This window comes from Gordonia prachuapensis, from assembly GCF_036350515.1.
GTDB classification, from domain to species: domain Bacteria; phylum Actinomycetota; class Actinomycetes; order Mycobacteriales; family Mycobacteriaceae; genus Gordonia; species Gordonia prachuapensis.
The window spans coordinates 254717-279867 of the sequence record NZ_JAZDUE010000005.1 but is presented as its reverse complement, the minus strand read 5'-3'; the positions used below and the strand labels follow the sequence as shown (position 1 = coordinate 279867).

The following is a 25151-nucleotide window of genomic DNA, read 5'->3' as shown; positions in this document are numbered from 1 at the left end:
CCACAAAGGTTGGGTAGGCTAAGCTATTGTGCTCATCGCCCCTTGTGAATCCGTATGCGGGAGAACTCACCGACCCGCGGGACCGAGACGATGATGCGCGCGTCAGCGGCGCAACGCGGATTGTGGTCCGCGCAATCGGTGACGCCGCCGTCGTCTGTGTTCACCGTAGGTCAGCTGCTGGACTTCGACGATCGCCCGGATGTGGATCGACTTCTCGCCGCTGCTCGTTCGGCCGTGGCCGAGGCCGACGGCCTGCGGTCGGTCTTTCGCCCGCTCCCCGACGGCGATGTGGCAGTCGACGCCGGCGCGCAGATCCCGGTCACCCACGTCGACCTCGGGGCAGAATCCGCGGCCATCGACCAGCACGCAGCTCAAGCTGTCAGCGTCGCGATCGACCCCACCGTGGGTCCGTGTGCTCGAGTCACCGTCCTGACCGCGGGTGACCGCACGAGTCTGCTGGTCATCGCTCATCACATCGTGCTCGACGCCTACGGTCTCGGTCTGCTCGATCGTCGCATCGGCGCCTTGTACGCCGATCCCACCGACGACCGTCGACTGCGGTCGGTCACCGATCTGCCGGCCGATCACGATGCGCCACGTGGTACCGACCACGAGTTCTGGGACGACGAAGTCGCCGGCGTGAGCGGGCCGCTGACCCTGTCCGATCGCCCCCGCAGCCACCGCATCGCCGCAGCCGTCCACACCGCGCGTGTCACGGTGGCCGGTGCCGGAAACTCCACCGCCACCCCGGCTCGGGTGGTCTCGGCCATCGCGGCGTTCTGTGGCCGATACGCCGACACCCGCGACGTCGTGCTCGGCTTCCCGATGATGAACCGGCTCGGCTCCCCCGCCGCCAACGTGCCCTGCACAACCGTCAACGTGCTACCGCTTCGTATCGCGGTCGCGCCGGGCGACTGTCTCGACGACATCACCGAACGAGCCGGCGCACGTCTGAGGACGATCGCGCCGCACTCCCGCCACCGGGGCGAGGAGATCGTGCGCGCCGCGCGGCGCCACGGCGTGGACGGCGTGGTCGGTCCCACCATCAACGTCAAGCCGTTCGGCACCACCATCGGATTCGGGGAGGTGTCGGCACACATCACCTCGCTCGCCCGCGGGCCCGTCGTCGATCTCTCGATCACCGCACTCGGCCTCCCCGACGGTGACCTCGAACTATTACTCGACGGAGATGCGGATCTCTACCCCCACACACGGCTCGAGGAGATCGCCGAGCACCTCCGGTCGTTCGTCGCGACGGCGCTGGCCCACTCCGACCAGCCGGTCGGCGGTATCGGCATCGACCCGGAATTGTTGGAGACAGTCGAGGCCATCCGAGCCGCCGACGCCCGTACCCGAGTGCGAGCCGACACCTGTTCGGTCGCCGAACGACTCACGGCGCGGCGCGACGCATCCATCGCCATCGTCACCGGGGACGGCACCCTGGACTACGCCGAGCTCAACCGACAGGCGGATCGGCTCGCCGACGAACTCACCGGTTGCGGTGCCGAGGACATCGTCGCGGTGCGACTGCCCCGCGGCGCCGACCTGGTGGTGGCCCTGCTGGCGGTGCTCCGCCGCGGCGCGGCGTTCCTTCCGCTCGACCCCGGCTTCCCGACCGACCGGATCGAGGCCACTCTTGCCGACGCCCGTCCGGTCGCGATGATCGAACCCGGCGATGACGGGCCCCATGTGCTGTCACTGCGCGCGGGTTCCGGACACCCGACCCGCGCACCCCGGGCCGACACGCCGGCCTATGTCATCTACACGTCGGGCTCGACGGGTAAGCCGAAGGGTGTGGTCGTCAGCCATCGCGCTCTGACCAACTTCGCCGATGCGATGATCGATCAGCTCGAATTCCGTGCCGAACAGAAGATCCTGGCCGTGACGACGATCTCGTTCGACATCTCGATCCTCGAGGTCCTCGTTCCCCTCGCCGCCGGGATGTCCGTGGTGATCGCCTCCACCGACGACGTGCACGACCCCGCCAGACTCGCCGCCCTCATCACGACCCACGACATCGATCACGTCCAGGCCACACCGTCGTTGTGGTCGGCGTTTCTCGACGCCGGACATGCCGACGCCCTCGGGTCGGTCTCGGTCCTCGTCGGTGGCGAGCAACTGCCGACCGAGGTCGCCTCCGGGCTCGCCGGTGCCGCACGCAGTACCCGAAACATGTACGGCCCCACCGAGACCACGATCTGGTCGACCACCTCCGTGGTGCAGCAGAACGAGCCCGTCACGATCGGCACGCCGATCGACAACACCGGGGTGCGGATTCTCGACACCACCCTGCACCCGGTGCCGGATGGACGGGTGGGTGAGCTGTATCTGTCCGGCGACGGATTGGCCAGGGGATATCACGCTCGCGGCGCGCTGACCTCCGAACGATTCGTGGCCGACCCCTTCGGTGCGCCCGGCGCGCGCATGTACCGGACCGGCGACCTGGCGCGCACCCGCGCCGACGACTCGCTCGAGTGTCTCGGACGCATCGACCACCAGGTGAAGGTCCGGGGGTTCCGCATCGAACTCGGTGACATCGAGTCCACTCTGGCCGAACACCACTCGGTCGACAGAGCTGTGGCCGCAACTTCGGGCGGGCGCCTCGTCGCGTATGTGATCCCCGCTCCGGGAGGGGTGAACGACGCCGAGCTCCGTGCCCATCTGATCTCGCGACTACCCGACTACATGCTGCCGACGGCGATTCTGCCGATCGATCAGTTCCCGCTCACACCGAACGGCAAGATCGACCGTCGTGCGTTGCCCGCACCGGATTTCGCGGCTATCGCCGAACGCACGCGCGCGCCCGAGACGCAGGCGGAGCATGCATTCGCCGATATCTTCGCGTCGGTCCTCGATGTCCCGCGGGTCGGTGCGGAAGCCGACTTCTTTCTGCTCGGTGGTGACAGTATCCGCGCGGTGCGGGTGGTGACGGCAGCCGCACGCGCCGGCTTCGAAATCACCGCACTCGACGTGTTCGACCGACCGACCGTGGCCGCCCTCGCAAAAGTCGCCCGAACGGTCGATTCAGCATCCGAGCAGCGCGACAACAGCTTTGGGACATCCGATGACACCGCAACCACAACGGCCGGGGTCGGTGCCGATGAACTCGACGATCTGATGGACGGGAACCTGTTGTGACTGCTGTGAACGGGTCCGCCACCGGACCGGCGCTCGATGACGTCCTGCCACTCACGCCGATGCAAGAGGCGATCGTCTATCACTCGACCGTGCCGCGCGGCCCCGAGGCCACGGATCCGTATCTGATTCTCGCAGACCTGGATCTGACTGCGCACGTGGGCGTTCCGGATGTCGAACAACTCACCGAAGCCGTCCGCGTCGTCATGAATCGGCATGCCGCGCTGCGGACGTCCTACACCCGGCGCCGTTCCGGGCAACCCGTCGCGAGGGTGCATTCGCGGGTCGATGTCCCGCTGACGGTGGTCAGGCGCGACGACTTCCCGGACCTGGAAGCGCTGCGGGCACATGAGCGCGCCGACGGGATCGATCTCACCTCGCCGCCGCCGGTTCGGTTCATCCTGCTGTCGGACGCAGCGGACGACCAAGACGCGGGTCATCCCCTACTGATGGTCGCCCACCATGTCGCCGTCGACGGGTGGTCGATCCACCGAATCCTCGACGAGATCGTACGCGCATACCGCGGCGAGATTCTCCCGCCGCCACGGCCGATCAGCACATTCCTGCGTTGGCATGCCGACCGCGCCGACGACACAGCCGCCTGGACCCTGGCTCTCGACGGATTATCCGGGCCGACACCGGCTCCCACCGTCTCTCCGCTTCCGGGGGCAAACCGATCGTCGCCGTCGCGTGTCGTGGATCACCAGTTCTCTGCGGAGCGCTCAGCAGACCTGCGACGACTGGCCCGCGAGTCCGGATCGACGCTGAACACCGTCATCCAGGTCGCCTGGGCGCTCGTTCTGGCCGACCACAACGACAGCGACGACGTCATCTTCGGCGCAGTGGTCTCCGGCCGACCCCCCGGTGTCGACGGCGTCGACGAGATGGTCGGCATGCTGATCAACACGATCCCCGTGCGCGTCACGTTCGACCCGTCAGAACCCGTGAGCAAGTTGCTCTCTCGGGTGCAGCGTGAGCAACTCGCCATGTTCGATCACCACCACACCGCGCTGGGAGACATCCAATCCGCGGTGGGGATGGGTGAGCTCTTCAACTCGGTGGTGGTGTTCGAGAGTTTTCCCCGCGGGTCGGTACGTCCGCACATCGAGGACGAGAACACTTATCCGGCAACACTTCTCGTCGAGGACGAGCCGATAATCCGGCTGTTGCTGGAGTACCGTGACGGCCGGCCCGAGCTCCTCTCGCATGTCATCGGCTATCTCGAGGCGCTCCTCGAGGGATCGGGTACTCCGATCGGACGCCTCGATCGTCCCGGACGCCACATGGCGGCACCGACCGCCGGCGCGCCGGCGCACGCGTTCCGACCGGTCGCCGCTCAGATCGCCGACGCATCGGCGCTCGCCGGGCGCCGTGTCGCCGTCGCCGCCGGCGAACGATACCTCGGGTATCGGGAACTCGATTCTGCCGCAAGCCGTTTGGCCTCGGTTCTGGCGTCGAGGGGCGTCGGTGTGGAGTCGGTGGTGGCGATCCGCCTGCCGCGGCAGGTCGAGTTGGTAGTGGTCCTGCTGGCGATCGCACGCGTGGGCGCCGCCTATCTCCCGATCGACCCCGCCTACCCGGCCGAGCGCATCCGGTTCATGCTCGACGATGCTGCCCCGGACCTGGTCATCGACACCGCGGAGTTGCCCGGCCTGCTCACGGCCGCGGAGCACACCGACGCGCTCGACCCGGCGCCGGTTCCCCCGGAGGCCGCCGCGTACCTCGTGTACACGTCCGGCTCCACCGGTACGCCCAAGGGTGTGGTGGGTACTGCGGGGGCACTGGCGAACCGAATCGCCTGGGCGGCACGTCAGTGGGACGGCACCACGGCGCTCGCCAAGAGTTCGATCGCGTTCATCGACGGCACCACCGAGATCCTCGGGGCGCTGGCAGCAGGCGCGACGGTCGTGCTGGCCGACGACGACACCTCCCGCGACGCCACCGCGTTGGCCCGCTTGGCCGTCGCGTCCGGGACGGACCAGGTGACCGCGGTCCCGTCGCTGGCCGGCGCCATCGCGGACTCCGCCGCGTCGCTCGCCACACCACTGGGCCTGCGCCGATGGATCGTCTCCGGCGAACCGCTGCCCCCCAGCGTCGCCGACCGGTTACGGGCGGACACCGACGAGGTCGTCAACTCCTACGGCTCCTCGGAGGTCGCCGGTGATGTCGCGACCGGGGTGATCACCGATGACGTGCACGTGGGCACCGCGGTCGCGGGCTGCGAACTCCGGGTCCTCGATCGCCATCTGCGGCCGGTGCCGGCGGGAGTGCCCGGCGAACTCTATGTCGCCGGCGTGCAGGCCGCCCGCGGGTACCACGGCCGGCCGGACCTGACCGTCGCGCGCTTCGTCGCCGACCCCACCCATCGCGGCCAACGCATGTACCGCAGCGGCGACCGCGCGCTCGTCGATGAGGATGGACGCCTCCGCCTCCTCGGTCGCATCGACGGGCAGGTCAAGATCCGCGGCAACCGTGTCGAACTCGGCGAGGTGGAGGCCACGATGCTGTCCGTCGACGGCGTGGCGCAGGCCGCGGTCGTCGCGGGTCGTGACACCGACGGCGGTGTCCGACTCGACGCCTACTACACCGGCGCCGTCTCCGGCTCCGTCCTGTCGGCGGAACTCGCGAAACACCTGCCCGCCTACATGATCCCGGCCACCTGGACGGCGTTGAACGTCCTCCCGCAGACGCCGGGCGGCAAACTCGACCGCAGGGCGTTGCCCGCTCCGACCGTGGGATCCGCCCGCACGCGTCGCCAACCGGCCACGGCGCTCGAGACGCACGTCCGGGACGCGGTCGTCGACGTCCTCGGGATCGACAGCGCCGGCATGGACGACAACTTCTTCGATCTCGGTGGCCACTCGTTGTCCGCCACCCGCGTGTTGACGCGCCTGCGGGTCGCGACCGGCGTCAATCTGACCGTGGCAGAGGTCTTCGACCACCCTGTCCTGGCCGACATCGCGACCCTGCTCGACCGGAAGGGAAACGGGACCGACCGGCCCGACGACCTCCCTCACCGGTCGACATCGACGACCAACCGCGACGAGCCGCGGCCCTTGGCATCGCGTCCGGATCCGATCCCGTTGTCCCCCGCGCAGCGACGACTCTGGTTCCAGAGCGGAATCGACGACTCCGCCTACACGGTGCCGTTCGCCGTCGAACTGCGGGCCACCGAAGGCTCGTCGGTGGACCGGGCGCGCCTGACCAGGTCACTGCAGGGCATCGTCAGACGTCACGAGATCCTCCGCACCAGGATCGTGGACGGCGCTCAGGTCGTGGATGCGCCCGAGGCCGCAGACGCCGTGGACATCCACGAACGCCACGTCGCGTCGGACGCGGTGCCGTCCACCATGGCCGAACTGATCGCGCGTCCGTTCGACCTGGGCGCCGAGTCGCCGATCCGTGCGGATCTGCTGCGGACCTCCGCCGGTGCGGCGGTGTTGTTGCTCACCGTGCATCACATCGCGGCCGACGAGTGGTCGGCGCGCCGGCTGTTCGCGGAATTGGCCGCCGGGCACAACGGCGTCGCGGTGTCCGCGCCGCCGATCCAATTCGCCGACCATGCGGTCTGGCAGCTGAATGCGCTCGGCGACCCGGACGACCCCGACTCGCTCTCCCATCGCCAGCTCACTCGGTGGCGCACCACGCTTGCGGGAGCGCCGGATGAGCTCGCGCTGCCCTTCGACCGCCCGCGGGGCACCGACCGCAGCACGGTCGGCGACGAGATCGTCGTCGTCCTGTCCCCGGATCGGCTGGCAGCGCTCCGTGAGCGTGCGCGCGACGCGAACGCAACGATGTTCATGCTGGTCCATGCCGCGGTCACGGTGGCCCTGTCCGCCTCGGGCGCCGGTGACGACATCGTTGTCGGCTCCCCGATCGCCGGACGAACTGCCGCCGCCGCCGACGATCTCATCGGCATGTTCGTCAACACGGTCGCGCTGCGCACCGACCTCACCGGCGATCCCACGCTGGCCGAGGTGATCCGACGTGTTCGCGGAGTCGATCTCGACGCCTATGCGCATCAGGACGTGCCGTTCGACGAGGTGGTCCGCGCACTCGCCCCCGACCGCTCCCTCGGGCGGCATCCGGTCTTCCAGACGATGGTGCAGTACCGCGATCCCATCGTGGCGCCGCACTTCGACGGCTTGGCGGCCACACCGCTCTTCCCACGCACCGCGACCGCCAAGTTCGACCTGACCTTCGAGTTCGTCGAGCTTCCCGACAACGAAGGGATCCGGCTCCGTGTCGAGTATGCGACGGAGCTCTTCGACCGACCCACCGTGGACGACATGACGGCCCGCGTGGTCGGTGCACTCGACCTGCTGGCCGACGCACCCGATACCCGGATGGCGCACGTGCGCCTCGATGGCACTTCAACGCCGGACGCCCTGGTCGGCCTGCCGAGCACACGCCGCACCGGCGGGCGCACCCTGGTCGAGGTCTTCACCGACACCGCCGCCCGCACGCCCGAGCGAACGGCCGTGGTCACCCGAACCGGCAGCCTCACCTACCGCGAGATCGACCAGCGGAGTGCGGAACTCGCGCGTCGCCTGGTGTCCGACGGCGTCACGCCGGGGGATCTCGTCGCGCTCGTTCTCGACCGGTCGGCCGACCTGGTGGTGGCGATCCTGGCGACGCTGCGTGCCGGCGCGGCGTATGTGCCGATCGACCCCGACTATCCCGTCGACCGTGTCGCGATGATCACCGCCGACGCCGAGCCGACCCTGACCGTCGACACCACATATCTCACCGAGCGCGCCCCCATCGGGGCGGATGGACCCAGGCGTGCGGCGACGCTACCCCGGCCGGCGCCGGAATCGCCTGCGTACGTGATCTTCACGTCCGGCTCCACCGGACGTCCGAAGGGTGTCACCGTGTCGCACGCGAACGTGGTGGCACTGCTCGACGCCACCTCGGATCTCTTCGACGTGGGCCCGGACGATGTCTGGATGTTGTTCCACTCCTACGCCTTCGACTTCTCCGTCTGGGAACTGTGGGGGCCGTTGTCGACAGGTGGCAGCATCGTCGTCCCGGACCGCGCCACCACCCGGTCGCCGCAGGACCTCGGCGCGCTGATCGAGACGGAGCGGGTCAGCGTTCTCAATCAGACGCCGTCGGCCTTCTTCGCGCTGGATGCGGCGGACGATCCCGCGTCGTCGGCGTTCGACCTGTCGTGTCTGCGCTACGTGGTCTTCGGCGGCGAGGCGCTCGACATTCCCCGGCTGAGCGGATTTCTCGATCGACACCCGCATGTCCGGGCCGTCAACATGTACGGGATCACGGAGATCACGGTGCATGCAAGCCATCTGGCCATCGACACGTCAGAGGTCGCGACCGCCGCCGGCAGCGACGTCGGCCGTCTACTGCCGGGATTCGACGGTCGTCTCCTCGACCAGTATCTGCGGCCCGTGCCGACCGGGGTGGCCGGTGAGCTGTACCTCGCAGGCCCGCAGGTCACGAGCGGCTACCTACGGCGTCCGGGGTTGACCTCGACCCGGTTTGTCGCGGACCCTGCCCACGTCGGTGCGACCATGTACCGCACCGGCGACCTGTTCCGGTACGACCGCGACGGACGGCTCTACTACGTTGGACGCTCGGACACCCAGGTGAAGATCCGTGGGTTCCGCATCGAACTCGGTGAGATCCGTTCGGCGACAGCCGCGGTCGACGGAGTGAACGACGTAGCCGTGATCACCCGGCCCGGCCCGGCCGGCGGGGATCGCATACTGGCCTACGTCGTTGCCGATGTCGATCCATCGACGGTGCGCGCCGCGTTGGCCGAACGCCTGCCCGAGCACATGGTGCCGGCCGCGGTCATTCCGCTCGACCGCATCCCGCTGACCGTGAACGGCAAGACGGATGTGGCCGCGTTGCCCGAGCCCGACGCGCATCGGGAGCCGCATGGTCGTCGGCCCACAAACGACATCGAGTCCGTGCTCGCGGATGTCTTCGCCGACAGTCTGGGAATCGGCCGGGATTCCGACGGTCTCCCAGATCTCGGCATCGACGACGACTTCTTCGAACTCGGTGGGGACAGCATCATCTCCACCACGATGGTCAATCGAGCGCGTCGTCGTGGTGTGCACCTGACACCGCGTGACGTGTTCACTCATCGCACGATCGCCGGGCTCGCAGACGTTGCCGAATGGATCGACACGAACCCGACGTCGGCGATCGGCGGAGAAGTGTCGAGTACGTCGGGCACGTCGGGCTCCACGGCCATTCCGCTGCTACCGATCGTGCACCGACTGCGCGAGTTCGGGGGAAGGATCGATCGGTTCAACCAGTCGGTCGTCGTCGACACCCCGGCAGAGGCCGATCGTGAGTCGCTCGTGGTGATCCTCCAGGCACTTCTCGATTGTCATGAGGCGCTGCGCATGTCGCTCGACGTCGTCGCCGGGGTGGTGTGGAGCCTACGCACGCAGCCGCCCGGATCCGTCCACGCCGACGAGGTGCTCACCGTGGTCCCGGTCGGTGCCGACGACGATCTCGATCGCGTGGTCGCGTCCGAATCGGATCGCGGTGCAGCGCGCCTGTCCCCCACCGAGGGCCGGATGGTGTCCGCGACATTTTTGCAGCCACCATCGGGGACGGGACGGCTGATTCTCGTCATCCATCATCTCGCCGTCGACGGTGTCTCCCGCCGGATCATCCTCGACGACCTCGCCGCCTTCCACGCGGACGTCGTCGCGGGCAACGCACCGACACCCCTGACCGGCGGCACCACCATGAGCGAGTTCGCCACGGCCGCGTCCGCGCGGGCGGCCGACCCCGATCTGCTCGGCGAAGTCGAGCACTGGGCGACCGTCCTCGCACCGGATGGGGACCTCGTCCCCGGCCAGACGCCGGTCGGCGGTCGCGTGGGCGACCAGGCGCACCACACCGTGACGATCGGTCCCGACGTCACCGGCGTTTTGCTCACCGCGATCCCGGCGCGCCTGCGCGTCGGCGTCACCGCGATCCTGCTCGGTGCGCTACGCATCGCCGCGACAAAGGTTCTCGACACCCGAGACCTGATCGTCGACACCGAACGGCACGGCCGGGATACCGACCTCGCCGGATTCGACGGGGTGGATCTGGCCCATACGGTCGGATGGCTCACCACGGTCGCACCGATGCGGCTGCCTGCCACGGAGGACATCACCGATGCGATCACCAGCGCCGATCGTCTCTGGAACGAGATGCCCTCGGCAGGAGCGGGCTTCGGGATACTTCGCCATCTGAACGCGCAACTGTCCGCCGCGGTCGCGACCACCGCGCGACCCGGCGTCCTGTTCAATTACCTGGGTCGGTTCCCGGTCGGTGGCGGGGTGGCATGGCAACCGTCGGCCGAATCGGTGTCGCTCGACGCCGCCCCGGACGCGGATCTCGGCTGCGGCTACCCACTCGAGATCGACGTCGTCTGCAGGGACGAAGTCGACGGGCCGGTGCTCGCCGCCACGTTCACCCACCTGCCCGACCAGCTGACCGCCCAGACGGTGGCGGCACTGGCGGCCGAGTGGCGAATTACACTCGAAACCCTCACCGCCCCTGACGTATCCACCGTGCCTACGGAAATCGGAGTGCGCACGTGACCTCCACCTCTCTGCACACCCTGCCGGCCCTCGCCGGGCAGCGCGACATCTATCTCGCGATGCAGGTCGCCCCGGACCCGACCCTGTACAACACCGGGCTCTTCGCAGAGGTCCACGGCCACCTGGACTTCGACCGCCTGCACGAGGCCCTGGTGGCCACCCTCGAGTCGGCGGAGGCATTGCGAGCGGTGTTCGTCGACGACGCCGGTGAACTGCGGCAACGACTTCTGCCCGCCGACCGCTGGGAGCTTCCGGTTGTCGACGTTCGCACGGAAGGCGCGGCCACGTCGTGGATGGCCGACGACATGTCCCGACCGATGGACATCCACACCGGACCGCTGACCGAGGTCACCGTGCTGCACACGGTCGACGACACTCATGTGATCTATCTCAAGGTGCACCATCTGGTGTCCGACGGTGTCGGACTCATCCACTTCCTCAAAGCGGTGCAGGAGCACTACGACGGGTCACCGGTCGAACATGCATGGGACCTGCAGACCGTTCTCGGCGCGGACGCTGCGTACCGGGCCGGACCAGGATACGACGAGGACAGGTCGTACTGGCTGGACCGGATGTCGGATCGGCCGGAGCCGGTTCGATTGCTCGACAATGAATTGCCGCCCGGCAAGGGCCAGATCCACGCCCGATTCCAGTTCGACGTGGAACACACGGCGCCGGTGCGGGCCTTGGCCTCGCGCATCGGTGTCCGCCCGACGGTCCTGTTGATCGCAACAGCCGCTGGGTTCGCTCACATCCGCACCGGCCGAGAAGATCTCGTCCTGGCCCTGCCCGTCACGGGCCGTCTGGACCGCGCGGTGCGGACCGCGCCGTCGATGGTCACCAGCGTTCTCCCGCTGCGCATCACCGCGGGTGCTCGCGACACGGTCGCCGATCTCGCGCGGCGCACCGACCACGCCCTTTACGGTCTGCTGTCGCACAGTCGATTCCGCGGTGAGGACCTCGGACGCGAGCTGGCCGCCGCCGACCGTGGCGGCGACCGCTACCGCATGTTCGGTCTCGGCGTGAATGTCATGTCGAACACCGCCCGGCAGAAGATCGGCGGCCACGACTTCACCGCGCACGCACTCGCGTCCGGGCCGGTCTCCGATGTCGAGATCCAGATCCAGTTGCGCAGCAAGGACCGTCCGATCGAGGTCGTCTTGCGCGCCGTCGAGTCGGCCGCCGCGGAAGTACAGGTTGTCGCCGAGTCGTTCCGCGCCTTCCTCATCGCTCTCGCCGAACACCCGGACACGCGGATCGGCCATCTGGCGACCGGCACCATCGCTCCCGAAGACGATGTCGCAGTCGGACCGGTTGCGCCGCCGCCTGCGGTGCTGCGGCTCCGCGACTCCGGGGTCGACCCGGAATCGTTGCCGCCACGTATCGTCAGCGCCCGAGCCGACCAGGGAACCCCGGTCGAGGCGATCGAGGGCATCCTCAACGCCCTCGTCGCCCGCCACGGTGCACTACGAACAGGCCTGCGCCGGCCGGCACCCATCCTGTGGACTCTGCACACGGCGGCTGCCGAGGAGCAGACCATCCCGATGTCGGTCTCCGATCGGGTGCCCGACGATCTCAGGGCGCCCGCGGCCGTCTACGTGCCGACGACCGGGGAGGTGCGTATCGCCGTGGATGCCGCGCTCGTCGATGCACCGTCGGCACGGCTGGTGGCCGACGACCTCCGGACGGCACTCGACGATCTACGTGCCGACCGGCATATCGAGATCGACGCTGTACCGGTGTCGCTGCACCGTGTCGCCGGGGCACTCACCGCCGCTGCGATCGATCCGTCCCACCTCCCGACTTGGCTGCAGATCCTGGCCCCCGGTGGCGATCTGCCATCGCCCGAGGACCCCACCGACGTCGAATGGGTGACGCGCCGGCAGGCTGTCGCCGACGGCGGCCGGGTACCCGCGATCTCCGCCGGGTCTGCCCTGGGGCCGGTTGTCCTGTCGGCCCTGGTCGAGCTCTTCGGCCCACGGATGCCGGCCGGATTGCTCGTCGACCGGGTGATCGATCTCCGCCCGGACGGCGCCGAACGTACCGCCGGCCCATGGCAGGCACTGAGTCCCGCACGCCTGACCGTCGCCGACCCGGCACCGGAGGAGATCCCCGGTCCGCCGCTGGACGTACTGCGCTACGGCTCGCCGCAGGTCGGTGCTGCGCTCGCCGGCGCTCTCGCCACCCACGCCATCGCCGAACCCATTGTGCTGCTAGGCGATTACGGGTTGCCCACCGACCACGCACTGAAGGTCGCGGTCGTCGCGGAGGACGACGGCTGGGCGGTGGAGGCACACGTCGACCCGAGCAGGATCGACGACGCCGCGAGGGTCGCCGACACCCTCGTCGCCGCGGTCGCCCGGGCCGCCGACGACCGCCTGGTTCCACTCGAGGATGATGCCGTCGAGTTCCTCGCCGACCGGCACGGCGAGATCGAGGCGGTGTGGCCGCTCACCCCGTTGCAGGAAGGCCTGTACTACCAAGCACGCGTCGATGCCGACGCCGACATCTACACCGCACAGTTCTGGCTGGACTTCGGCCACCGCCTCGACGCCGAGTCGGTCCGGCGGGCCGCCCGAACCCTCCTGGACACCAATCCCGAACTACGCGCCGCGTTCGTCGAACACGACGGCACACCGGTACAGATCGTGATGGCCGACGTCGATCCCGACCTCGCCGTCGTCGACCTCACGGCAGTGGACCCCGAACGTCTGGACGTCGAAGTGGAGTCCGTGCTCGCCGCCGACCGCTCGGCCGGCTTCCCTCTCGAACGAGCACCACTGTGGCGGATGACCCTGATCCGGATGCCCGATCACGGCGACCGGCTCGTGGTCAATCGCCGATTCCTGTTGTGGGACGGCTGGTCCGGCGGTTTGTTCGTGTCCCGCCTGTTGGCGCATCTCAACCAGACCCCCGTCCCGCAGCGTGAAGCGTCGCTGGCCGACTACCTCCGTTGGATCGCCCGCAGCGACGACACCGACGCGATGGATGCGTGGCGCACCCACCTCGCCGGCTACGACGAGCCCTCCCTGATCGCGCCTCGCGCGGTCGCGGCGTCGCCACAGCCCCCGCGACGCATCGAGGTCGAACTCGGGGCCGAGGCATCCGACCGGCTCCGCAACGATGCCCGCGCCGCGGGCGTCACACTGAACACCGTCCTGTCGACCGCGCTGTCGCTCACACTGTCACGGGTGCTCGGACGCACCGACATCGCGTACGGCTCCACCGTGGCGGGTCGTCCCACTGAGGTGCCCGGTATCGACACGGTCATCGGCCTGTTCCTCAACACGGTGCCGGTGCGCACCCGACTCGACCCGGCGCAGACCGTCGGCGATCTGTTGCGTCGGGTCCAGGACGATCGGGTCTCGCTGATGTCCTACGACCACGTCGGTCTCGCGCGGATGCAACAGGAGACCGGCCACCAGGCGCTCTTCGATGTGCTCTACGTGCTGCAGAATTTTCGCACCGAGGACGAAGAGCGCGTCCAGTCCGAGTTGCACGATGTGGTCGGCGAGGGCAGCCTCGACCACACCCACTATCCCCTCGCCCTGGTCGTCACCCCCGGCCGGTCGATCCGGTTCCGTGTGGAGTACCGCGCCGATCTCATCGAGCACGCCGACGCCGACGATGTCGTCACCCGGTTCCGGGCCATCCTGGGCGACCTGGGCTCGCGGCTCGACGAACCGGTGGCGGCCCTCGGCGCTGCGCTGCCCACCGACGTGCCGTTGGTGGGCCCGGTCCACGACCTACCGCGTACCACCGTGTCGGAGTTGCTGTCCGAGCGCGCAGCGCTGATCCCCGAGGTCGACGCGCTCGTCTTCGAGGACCGGCGGCTGACATACGCCGAACTCGAATCCGAGGTCGACCGGGTGGCGCACGTGCTGCACGATCGCGGCGTCGGAGCGGAGAGCGTCGTCGCCCTCGCGATCCCACGCAGCATCGAGACGGTGGTGGCTCTGTTCGCGATCCTGCGGGCCGGTGGCGCCTACCTACCCCTGGAACTCGATCACCCGGACGAAAGGCTGCTGGGCATCATCGCCGACGCCGCGCCGGCGATCGTGCTGACCCGCGGCGACGTCGCGGGTCGTTTCGCCGCTGCTGCAACAAGAGTCGAGGCGATCCAGATCCTGGAGATCGATCGGCTGCCCGCTGCTGAGTCGCCGCATTGGACGGCACCGCCCGTCGATCCGGACTCGCCGGCCTATGTCATCTACACGTCGGGGTCGACCGGAAAACCCAAGGGCGCCGTGACGCCCTACCGCGGTCTGACCAACATGCAACTGAATCACCGCGAAGAGGTGTTCGAGCCGGCGATCGCCGTCGCCGCGGAGGCCGGGATCAACCGCCGCCTGCGCATCGCCCACACGGTGTCGTTCGCGTTCGACATGTCGTGGGAAGAGTTGCTGTGGCTGGTCGAAGGTCACGAAGTGCACGTGTGTGACGAGGACCTGCGGCGCGACTCCGCGGCGCTGGTGGCCTACTGCCGCACCCACCGCATCGACGTCATCAACGTCACCCCCACCTATGCCGCGCAGCTCTTCGCCGACGGGCTTCTCGACAGCGATCACGTGCCTGCTCTGGTGCTGCTCGGGGGTGAGGCGGTGCCGGAGCCGGTGTGGTCCCGACTGCGGTCGCATCCGCACACGTTCGGCTACAACCTGTACGGACCGACCGAGTACACCATCAACACGCTCGGAGTCGGCACGGACGACGCAGCGTCGTCGTCGGTCGGCACACCCATCTGGAACACGACCGCACATCTGTTGGATCCGTGGCTGCGTCCCGTGCCGCGCGGTGTGGCCGGCGAGCTGTACATCAGTGGCGCAGGCCTGGCCCGTGGCTATCTGGGCCGCCCCGGGCTGACCGCCGAGCGCTTCGTCGCCGACCCCTTCGGTGCGGGCGCCCGACTCTATCGCACCGGGGATCTGATGAAGGTCCGGCCCGACGGGAACCTGGACTTCCTCGGCCGCACCGACGACCAGGTCAAGGTGCGGGGGTACCGGGTGGAGCTCGGCGAGATCGACGCCGCCCTGACCGCGCTGCCCGAGATCGCGACGTCGGCGGTCGTCGCCTCCGCCGATCCGTCCGCACCGGACGTCAAACGTCTTGTCGCCTATGTCATCCCGACCGATCCCGATGGGGGCGTCGATGTCGCCGACATCCGGCGCCGTCTGTCGGCAGGCCTGCCGGACTACATGGTCCCGACACTGTTCGCGGTGGTCGATGATTTCCCGATGACCGTGAACGGCAAGCTCGACGTCCGCGCGTTGCCGCAACCGCAACGAAGTGGAGAACGACGCGCTCCCCGGACCGACCTCGAGCGGCGGCTGTGCGAGATCTTCGCCGAGGTGCTCGGTCTCGGCGGCGAGGACGGCGAAGACGGAGAGTGCCCGGTCGGCCTCGACGACGACTTCTTCGAGCTGGGCGGGCATTCGATGGCGGCGATGAAGCTCGCCGCCACGCTGCGCGCAGAACTCGGCGCCGAACTCGCGATCCGTGATCTGTTCGAGGCCCGCACGCCGGCCGAACTGGCGTCACGTGCCCGCATGACCGGTTCGAGCTCCGATATCGCCGTCGGTGAGCGGCCCGACAGGATTCCACTGTCGCCGGCGCAGGAACGCCTGTGGGTGCTGCACACGCTCGACCCCACCGACGTCTCCTACCACTACGGGCATGTGGTGCGCCTGGGCACGGCCGTCGACGAGACCGCCCTGCGGGCCGCCGTCCGCGACCTGCTGGTCCGACACGAGATCCTGCGAACTCTCGTCGACGACAGTGACGGCGAACCGGTTCAGCGAGTTCTCGATGTCGGCGAGATCCCCGATGTCGTCGTTGTCGGCGACATCCAGTTCGGCGATTCGGCATCGCCCGCCGATGACCTGCCCGCCACGGTGACCGAGCGTGCACGCGACTTCCTCACCCGGCCGTTCGACCTGCGGTCCGCGCTGCCGATCCGCATTCGCCTCGACAGGCTCGTCGGAGCCGAGAGCGACTCCGACGCGGGCATTCTGACCATCGCGATGCATCACATCGCCACCGACGAATGGTCTGACCGCCCGCTGCTGACCGACCTCACCGTCGCCTACGCGGCTCGGGTGGCCGGGATGTCGCCGGATGCCCCACCGCTGCCCGTGCAGTACGCCGACTACACGCTCTGGCAGCGAAAGCGCATCGAGGAGACCGGAGAGGCGCAGCTACAGTATTGGGCCCAGACGCTGGCCGACCTGCCCGAGGAACTCGATCTGCCCCGAGACCGGCCACGCCGCCACGGCGCCGTGAGTCCTGCGGCCACCACGACCGTCACCGTTGACGCCGACACCCGGGCCCGGCTCGCGGAGGTGTCACGTGCGGCCGGGGCGAGTATGTTCATGCTCGTCCAGGCCGCTGTCGCGACGCTCCTGTATCGCGAGGGTGCCGGCGACGACATCCCGCTCGGCACACCGATCTCCGGGCGCAACGACCCCGCTCTGGACGACCTGGTCGGGTTCTTCGTCGGTACCCAGGTGCTCCGTACCGATCTCGGTGGCCACCCCCGATTCGACGAACTCCTCGAACGCGTGCGCGTGCTCGACTTGGCCGCATTCGACAACGCCGACGTGCCGTTCCAGCAGATCGTCGAACGTCTGGCGCCCCCGCGGGTGTCCGGACGCAATCCGCTTTTCCAGGTGTCCGTCGGGTATCTGCCGCTCGACGCGGTGCCCGGCGAATTCCTGGGTGGCCCAGCCACATTCGAGCCACTCACCGCGGTCGCGGCGAAGTTCGATCTCGCGTTCACGTTCGTCGACATCACCGCGACCGGCGAACTCACCGTCGGCCTGGAGTACGCGACGGACATGTTCGATACCGCCACCGCCGAGCGGCTGCTCGTGCACCTGGGCGCCGTCCTCGACCACGTGGCTGCCGAACCCCGGATTCGGGTCGACGCCATCGGCGTCGTCTCCGCCGCTGAGATCGCCGCGATCCGCGCCGTCGAGACCGGACCCGCCGAGCAGTCCGGTACCGACACACTCGTCGATCTGCTGCGCGAGGCCTCCCTGGCCAACGCCGATCGGATCGCGTTGGTCGACACCGCCGGTCGCCGACTCACCTACCGAGACCTCGATCACGCGGCCGAGCAGCTCGCGGCCACCCTGGTCGACCTCGGCATCGGTCCCGAGAGTGTCGTCGCCGTGATCGCCGAGCGCGGGATCACCCAGATCGTCGCACTCCACGCGGTGCTGCGGGCGGGAGCGGCATACCTGCCGATCGACACGGATCTGCCGGCCGATCGCGTCGCGTTCATGATCGCCGACGCCCGACCGGCCGCAGCCGTCGTGAACGGTTCCACCGCGGTGTCGGGTGCGGTGCCTGCGGATCTGCCGACCGTGTCGGTGACCGACGACGGTGTCGTCGCGTCGGCCACCTCCGCGGCACCGAGCCGCCCGATGCCGCCGCCACATCCGGACCATCCGGCCTACGTCATCTACACATCGGGCTCGACCGGCAGGCCCAAGGGCGTCATCGTGACGCACCGCAATCTCGTCAATGTGCTGCGGTGGCGGTGGGAGTCCATGCCCGGCGGTGTCTTCGGGCCACAGCACACCGTGCTGGTCAAGACGCCCGCCGGTTTCGACGGCGCGGTGTGGGAACTGTTGCTGCCGTTCGTGACCGGCGCCTGCGCTGTCGTCGCCGAGCCCGGCGCACAACGCGATCCGGCGCGTCAGGCGGAGATCATCGCCGCCCAGGACGTCACGACCGTCGTGTTCGTGCCGTCGTTGCTCGAACTGTTCGTCGACCACCTCCCGAGCGTGCCGAGCCTGCGCCACATCATCGCCGGCGGCGAGGCGCTGACCACCGACCTCGCCGCGCGCATCCATGCGCACGCACCCGGGCTCGCACTGATCAACGCCTACGGCCCCACCGAGACAACGGTCGTCGTGACCGACCACACCGCGCAACCGGATGCGACGACCCGCACCGTTCCCATCGGCCGGCCCATCGCCGGCACCGACCTGATCGTGCTCGACACCGCGCTCCAGCGGGTACCCGACGGGGCCGTCGGCGAACTCTATGTTCGCGGTACCGCACTGGCCCGCGGATACCACGCACGGCGTGGCCTGACCGCGACCACCTTCGTCGCCGATCCCACCGGGGAGACGCCCGGCGCCCGCTCCTATCGCACCGGCGACCTCGTGCGCCGCCGCGGCGGCGTACTCGAGTACGTCGGCCGGGCGGACTCGCAGGTGAAGGTGCGCGGCAACCGCGTCGAACTCGGCGAGATCGAGACGGCGATCCGGGCGCTGCCACAGATCACCGCGGCCGCAGTCGCCACCGATGGAGACCGCGTCGTCGGCTGGGTGGTGCCCGACCGCGCGTTCACCGAGGGAGACGACTCCGACATCGCGGCCGGTGTGACCGAGCAACTCGCGTCGACGATGCCGAGCTACATGATCCCGGCGCCCCTCGTCGTGCTCGACGAGCTGCCGCTCAACCACACCGGCAAACTCGACCGGCTGGCCCTTCCCAAACCCGCCGCGGCCACCGCGGGCACCGAACCGCGGTCGGCGCTGGAATCGGATCTGGCCGAGATCTTCGGTGCCGCACTGGGGACACCGGTCACCGACGTCCACGCGAACTTCTTCGCACTGGGCGGACACTCACTTCTCGCGATCAAGATGACCAACCTGATCCGTGGCACGCTCGGCTATGAGATCGGACTCAAGGTGGTGTTCGACCATCCGACTGTGGCTGGACTCGCCACCCATCTGACCTCTGCCGACCCCGCGACGACGTCCACTGCCGCCGAACTGCGCCGCCGCGGCGACGCGGGGCCGGTGCTGTCGTTCGGGCAGGAGCAGATGCTCACCCTGCACGCGGTGTCCGGACCGACCGCCACCTACAACGTGCCGATGCTGTGGCGTCCGGGCGGCCCGTCCGGCACCGAGGCGATCGACCACGAGGCGCTGCGGGCGGCGGTCGGCGATGTCGTTCGGCGACATGAGGTGCTGCGCACCCGATATCCCGATCAGACACCGGAGATCGTCGAGAATCCGGACGTGGTGGTCACGTCCGTCACGACCACGGAAGAACTGTTCGCCGCGGGTGCCCATGCCTTCGAGCTCGACCGGGAGATCCCGATCCGGGTGTCGGTCACAGACGATGTCGCGGTCGTGACCATCCACCACATCGCGACCGACGAATGGTCGGCGGCCCCGCTGCGCGCCGACCTCGACACCGCCTATGCGGCACGGCGGAGCGGGAACGCCCCGGTGTGGCAGGAGCTTCCGCTGCAGTACGCCGATTTCGCGGCGTGGCAACGAGAGGTCGTGTCGGGCGAACGCCGGGACGCGCAGCTCGCGTTCTGGCGGGACACGCTCGCCGGCTCCCCCGAGGAGCTGACGCTGCCCTACGACCGACCCCGACCACCCCGTCCCTCCGGGCGCGGCGATGGTGTGTTCCTCGCCCTTCCCGGACCGCTGGTGCGGTCGCTCGCCGCGCTCGCCGCCCGCACCGGCACCTCGATGTTCATGGTCGTGCAGGCCGCTGTCGCGGTGTTGCTGTCGCGGCTCGGCGGCGGGCCCGACATCCCGCTCGGCACACCGGTCACCATCCGCAACGACAGCCGACTCGACCGACTCGTCGGGTTCTTCCTGAACACGCTCGTGCTCCGCACCGATGTCGGCGGCAACCCGTCGGCGACGGACCTGCTCACCCGCATCCGCGCCGCGAACCTCGCAGCTCTCGACAACCGCGACATCCCGTTCGAGCAGGTCGTGGAGGCGGTCGGGGCCGCACGATCGTCCGCGCTCAATCCGCTGTTCCAGACGATGGTCGTCTACGTCGACGGCAGACTTCCCGACGCCGCCACGGGCGGCGCCGCGCCGCCGCCGCCGACCACCGCGAAATTCGACCTGTCCTTCGACTTCACCGAGGACAGCTCCGGCGACGAACCCCGCGTCGGCGGCGTCATCGAATACAGCACCGATCTGTTCGACAGGTCGACGGTCGAGGCGATGGCCGCGCGGCTGCTCAAGATCCTCGAGTTCATGGCGTCCGAGCCGTCCAGCGCGCTACGCACGTTGGACGTGCGGGTGCCCGCTGAACTCCGGTCCATCGAACGGCCCGCAGCTGCACCTGCGACGTTTCCCGAACTGTTCGACGACGTGGTGCGCCGCGATCGCACGGCCTCCGCGCTGCGCGGCGCCGACGGCACCCGTTCCTTCGGGGAGCTCGACGACCGGGTACGGACCATCGCCGGTCGACTCGTCGAGCACGGCATCGGACCCGAAGACGTTGTCGCCGTGCGGCTTCCCCGAGGGGTGGCGGCACTGGAGACCATCTTCGCGGTGCTCTACGCCGGAGCGGCATACCTGCCGATCGAACCGGACACGCCGGCCGACCGCGTGGACGCGATGGTGGCGATTGCCCGGCCCGCCCGGGTCGTCGAATCCGGCGACGACCCGCTGCTGGCCCCGGCAGGCGGCCCGCCTCCGGCCGACTTCCGCCGGGTACGCCGTCTGCTGCCCGACCACCCCGCCTACGTGATCTTCACCTCCGGATCGACCGGCACACCCAAGGGAGTGATGGTCGCCCACCGCGGGCTCACCAACCTGTTCGCCAGTCATCGCCGGATGCTGCACGCCCCGACCCGAGAACGCACCGGACGGGAGCGTCTGCGCGTGGGTCATGCCTGGTCGTTGGCCTTCGACGCGTCGTGGCAACCGCAGTTGTGGCTGCTCGACGGTCACGAGGTCAGCATCGTCGACACCGACACCCAACGCGACGCACAGGCACTCGCCGCCCAGCTGACCGCGGAATCGTGGGACTTCCTGGAACTCACCCCGTCCCATCTCCGGCAGCTCGACGGTGCGGAGCGCGGCATGGCCGCGATCGGTTTCGGTGGCGAGGCGGTGCCGCAGGCGCAATGGCAACAGTTGCGGGACCTGAGCGGATCCGACTCCTACAACCTGTACGGGCCGACGGAGGCCACCGTCGACGCCCTGGTCGCGCGGGCCGGCGACGCAACTCATCCGATCGTGGGACACCCGGTCGACGGCGCGCGCGCCTACGTGCTCGACGCATACCTGCTGCCGGTGCCCGACGGCGTCGACGGCGAGCTCTACCTGGCGGGCGCCGGACTGGCGCGCGGGTACATGGGCCGCGGTGACCTCACCGCCGAACGGTTCGTCGCCGACCCGTTCGCCGGCGGCGGATCGCGCATGTACCGGACCGGAGACACCGTGCGGCGCAACTCCGACGGACAACTCGAATATCGCGGGCGCGGTGACGATCAGGTCAAGATCCGCGGCTTCCGGGTCGAGCTGGGAGAGGTGGAGGCCGCCCTCAGCAGAATGAACGGGATCGCCGCGGCGCTGGCCGTTGCTCGCGCCGGGCGCCTCGTCGGATACGTGGTCACCGAGCCAGACGCCGTCGTCGAGCCATCCGGACTGCGCGCAGGGGTGCGCGAAGTCCTGCCGGACTACATGGTGCCGTCAGCGATCGTGGTGCTCGACCGGTTCCCCGAACTCCCCAACGGCAAGATCGACCGCAAGGCGCTCCCGGAGCCCGAGCTCGACGTCGCTGTCCGCGCACCCGAAACCGCGGCTCAACAGAGCATCTGCGCGGCCATTGCGGATGTGGTGGGTGTCCCCCGTGACAAGGTCGGGCTCGACGAGGACTTCGGCGAGCTCGGCGGCGACAGCATCGTCGCGATGCAACTCGTGGCCCGTCTACGGGCGGAAGGCTTCACCGTGTCGCCGCGCGACGTGATGAACCAACGCACCGCCGCCGAACTCGCCGCGACCATCGGCGGTCCGTCATTGACGCCGCCGCGGGAACTGGCCGACATCAGATCCGGTGAGGTGCCGGCGACACCCATTGTCGGGTGGCTCGAGTCATTGGTCACCGACGAACGGGTGCGAGACGCTACCCGCGCGCCGGCCGATCTCATCCGCGGGTTCCACCAGTCGGCGCTGCTCCGCGTCCCGGCCGACATCGACCAGGCGCTGCTGCAGCGGTCCCTGGCGGTACTCGTCGCACGTCACCACATGCTGCGCGCACGGCTGGTCACCGAGACCACGCCGTGGCGGTTCGAGGTGCCCGAGAGCGTGGCGGGACCGCTGCTGGTCGCCGAGACCGACCGAGACATCGAGGCGGTCGCGCTCCGAGCGAGGGCAAGGCTCGATCCGCAAGCGGGCGTGATGCTTTCGGCCGCATGGGTCGACTTCGGCGATGAACCCGGCCGACTGCTGCTGGCGATCCACCATCTGGTGGTCGACGGCGTCTCCTGGCGCACGCTGGTTCCCGAACTGATCGCCGTCTACTCGCAACTGCACGACGGGGTCGAGGAACCCGCGCTGCCGCCGACGCCGACGGCCTTTGCGGCGTGGGCCCGCGGACTCGTGCAACTCGACCGCATGGCCGAGCTCGACCTGTGGCGCGAGATCGCCGACGAGGCCACCCCTCCGGCGATGTTCCACCGTGCTCTCGATCCGACGATCGACCGGCAGGGCACGGCCCGGCGACACCGGGTGGAGATCGAGCCGGAACTGGCCGAGAAGCTGCTCGGTCCGGTACCTGCCCGCATCGGGGCCGGCGTGGACGACGTCCTCCTCGGGGCGTTCGGTGCCGCGACCGGCGAATCGATGCTCGTCGATCTCGAAGGCCACGGTCGCGAGGAACACCTGGTGCCCGGTGCCGACCTCAACGCGACAGTCGGCTGGTTCACAGCCGTGCATCCCGTGCGGGTCGGCGGCGCCGGTGGTACCACCGAACAGATCCGTGAGCTGGCGTCGCAGCGTGCCGGCCTCCCCGACGGCGGGATCGGCTACGGCGTGCTCCGCTACGTCGGCGGACACGAACTGCCCGGTGCGGCCATCGAATTCAACTACCTCGGCCGCTACCGCACATTCGAGTTCGGCGACTGGGGTATGGCGCCGGAGTCGGCCGATGTCGGACCCGACGATGCGATGCCGGCCGGCTACGCGATCATCATCGACATCACGACCATCGACGGTCCGGAAGGAGCGCGAATGCAGGCCACGTGGACGTATCAACCAGGGGTCGTCGACCCCGAGCGGATCGCGGATCTCGCGCGGGACTGGGTCGCGGCCCTGCACACCGTCGCCGAGGAGGTGACCACCGCATGACCGCCGCCCGGTCGCTGCTGATCGACATCTCGCCGCTACGCGAGAGCAAGCCGTTTCGGCGGATCTTCGTCGCCCGGCTGATCTCACTGGTCGGCATCGGTCTGCTGCTGGTGTCGGTGCCGGTGCAGATGTTCGACCTCACCGGCTCGTCCGCCCACGTCGGTGCCGCCACCGCGGTCACCGGCATCACGACGTTCGTCGGGATGCTCGTCGGCGGGTCACTGGCCGACCGGTTCGACCGCAAGAAACTGATCCTGATCGGCCGCAGCGGCGCCGCGTTGTCGTTCGCGGGGCTGGCGGTCAACGGGTTCGGATTCATCTCGGGCACACCGTCGGTCGGCGTGCTGTACGGTCTCGCCGGCATCGACGGTCTGATCGGCGCCCTGTCCACGTCGGCCCTGATGGCTGCGGTACCGACCCTGATCCCCCGCGATCAGTTGGTGGCGGTCGGCGCACTCAGCGCGCTGACCGTACGAATCGGTTCGGCGGTGTCGCCCGGCATCGCCGGATTCGTCATCGCCGCAGCCGGTGTCGAATGGGCGTATGTGGTCGCCGCGTGTCTTGCCACGACAACTGTGCTCATCCTGCTGGGCCTTCCGTCCATGCCACCCACCGCACCGATCGTGGGTGCGCAACCCGCACCGGCATCGCCGAATAGCGCACCACCGGAGCAGCCGAAGTCGCTGCTGCGCTTCATCGCCGGCGAACGTGTCGTCCTGGGGGTGATGATCGTCGGTGTGCTCGCCATGCTCGGCGCCGGTGTCGTCGCCCTGCTCCCCGGCCTGGTCGCGGAGCGATTCGATGGTGACGCGCGGGCCACCGGCTTGCTCTACGCGGCGGTGGCCGCCGGTGCGATCGTCGCCGCCCTCACGAGCGGCTGGTTGGCCTCCGTCCGACGCCCCGGCGTGGTCCTGCTGTCCGCGTTGCTGGCGACCTTCGTCGTGCAGATCCTGTTCGGTCTCGCACCGCTGGCCTGGCTCGCGATCGGCCTGTTGCTCGTCGTCGGTGTCCTGGAGGCGATCCAGGAAGTGTTGCGCTACTCACTGATCCAACACCACACGCCCGGACCGCTACTCGGCCGGGTGAACGGTGTCTGGATGGCTCAGGAGGTCGGCGGCGTGAGTGTCGGCGCCCTGGTCGCCGGAGCATTCGGCACGATCTGGGTGGCCTCCGACGCGATCGTCTACTACGGCATCGCGCTGCTGGCCGTCTCGGTCATCGCCGCACTGGGCCTACGGTCGTTGGTGGGTGTCCGCAAGGAACCGGCTCAGGCGGACGCGGTCCGCTGACCGTCGCGGACCCATCGACCGCGCGC

At 69.2% G+C, this 25151-nt stretch carries 4 protein-coding genes; all 4 read left to right on the top strand.

Annotated features, from left to right (window positions below):
* Positions 1–90 precede the first annotated feature (90 nt).
* From V1Y59_RS08230 to entS, 4 genes are read left to right on the top strand one after another with little or no spacing between them, the layout of a single operon-like run.
* A complete protein-coding gene (locus V1Y59_RS08230; RefSeq protein WP_330504320.1) occupies positions 91–3138 on the top strand; it encodes an amino acid adenylation domain-containing protein in 3048 nt (1015 codons plus the stop codon).
* On the top strand, positions 3135–10709 hold the full coding sequence (locus tag V1Y59_RS08225; RefSeq protein WP_330504319.1) for an amino acid adenylation domain-containing protein: 7575 nt from the start codon (positions 3135–3137) through the stop codon (positions 10707–10709). Before V1Y59_RS08230 ends, V1Y59_RS08225 begins: the two co-directional genes overlap by 4 nt.
* Positions 10706–23836: an amino acid adenylation domain-containing protein gene (locus V1Y59_RS08220; protein WP_330504318.1), complete on the top strand. Its 13131-nt coding sequence runs from the start codon at positions 10706–10708 to the stop codon at positions 23834–23836. The genes V1Y59_RS08225 and V1Y59_RS08220 overlap by 4 nt, the downstream gene beginning before the upstream one ends.
* Positions 23833–25125 (top strand): enterobactin transporter EntS, encoded by a 1293-nt coding sequence (entS, locus tag V1Y59_RS08215; RefSeq protein WP_330504316.1) that lies wholly within the window; start codon positions 23833–23835, stop codon positions 25123–25125. The genes V1Y59_RS08220 and entS overlap by 4 nt, the downstream gene beginning before the upstream one ends.
* Positions 25126–25151: the final 26 nt, after the last annotated feature.

What these genes read in the sequence shown, in the direction of transcription:
- V1Y59_RS08230 (WP_330504320.1), top strand. Translation starts at nt 91, where the DNA reads ATGATGCGCGCGTCAGCGGCGCAACGCGGATTGTGGTCCGCGCAATCG.
- entS (WP_330504316.1), top strand. Translation starts at nt 23,833, where the DNA reads ATGACCGCCGCCCGGTCGCTGCTGATCGACATCTCGCCGCTACGCGAG.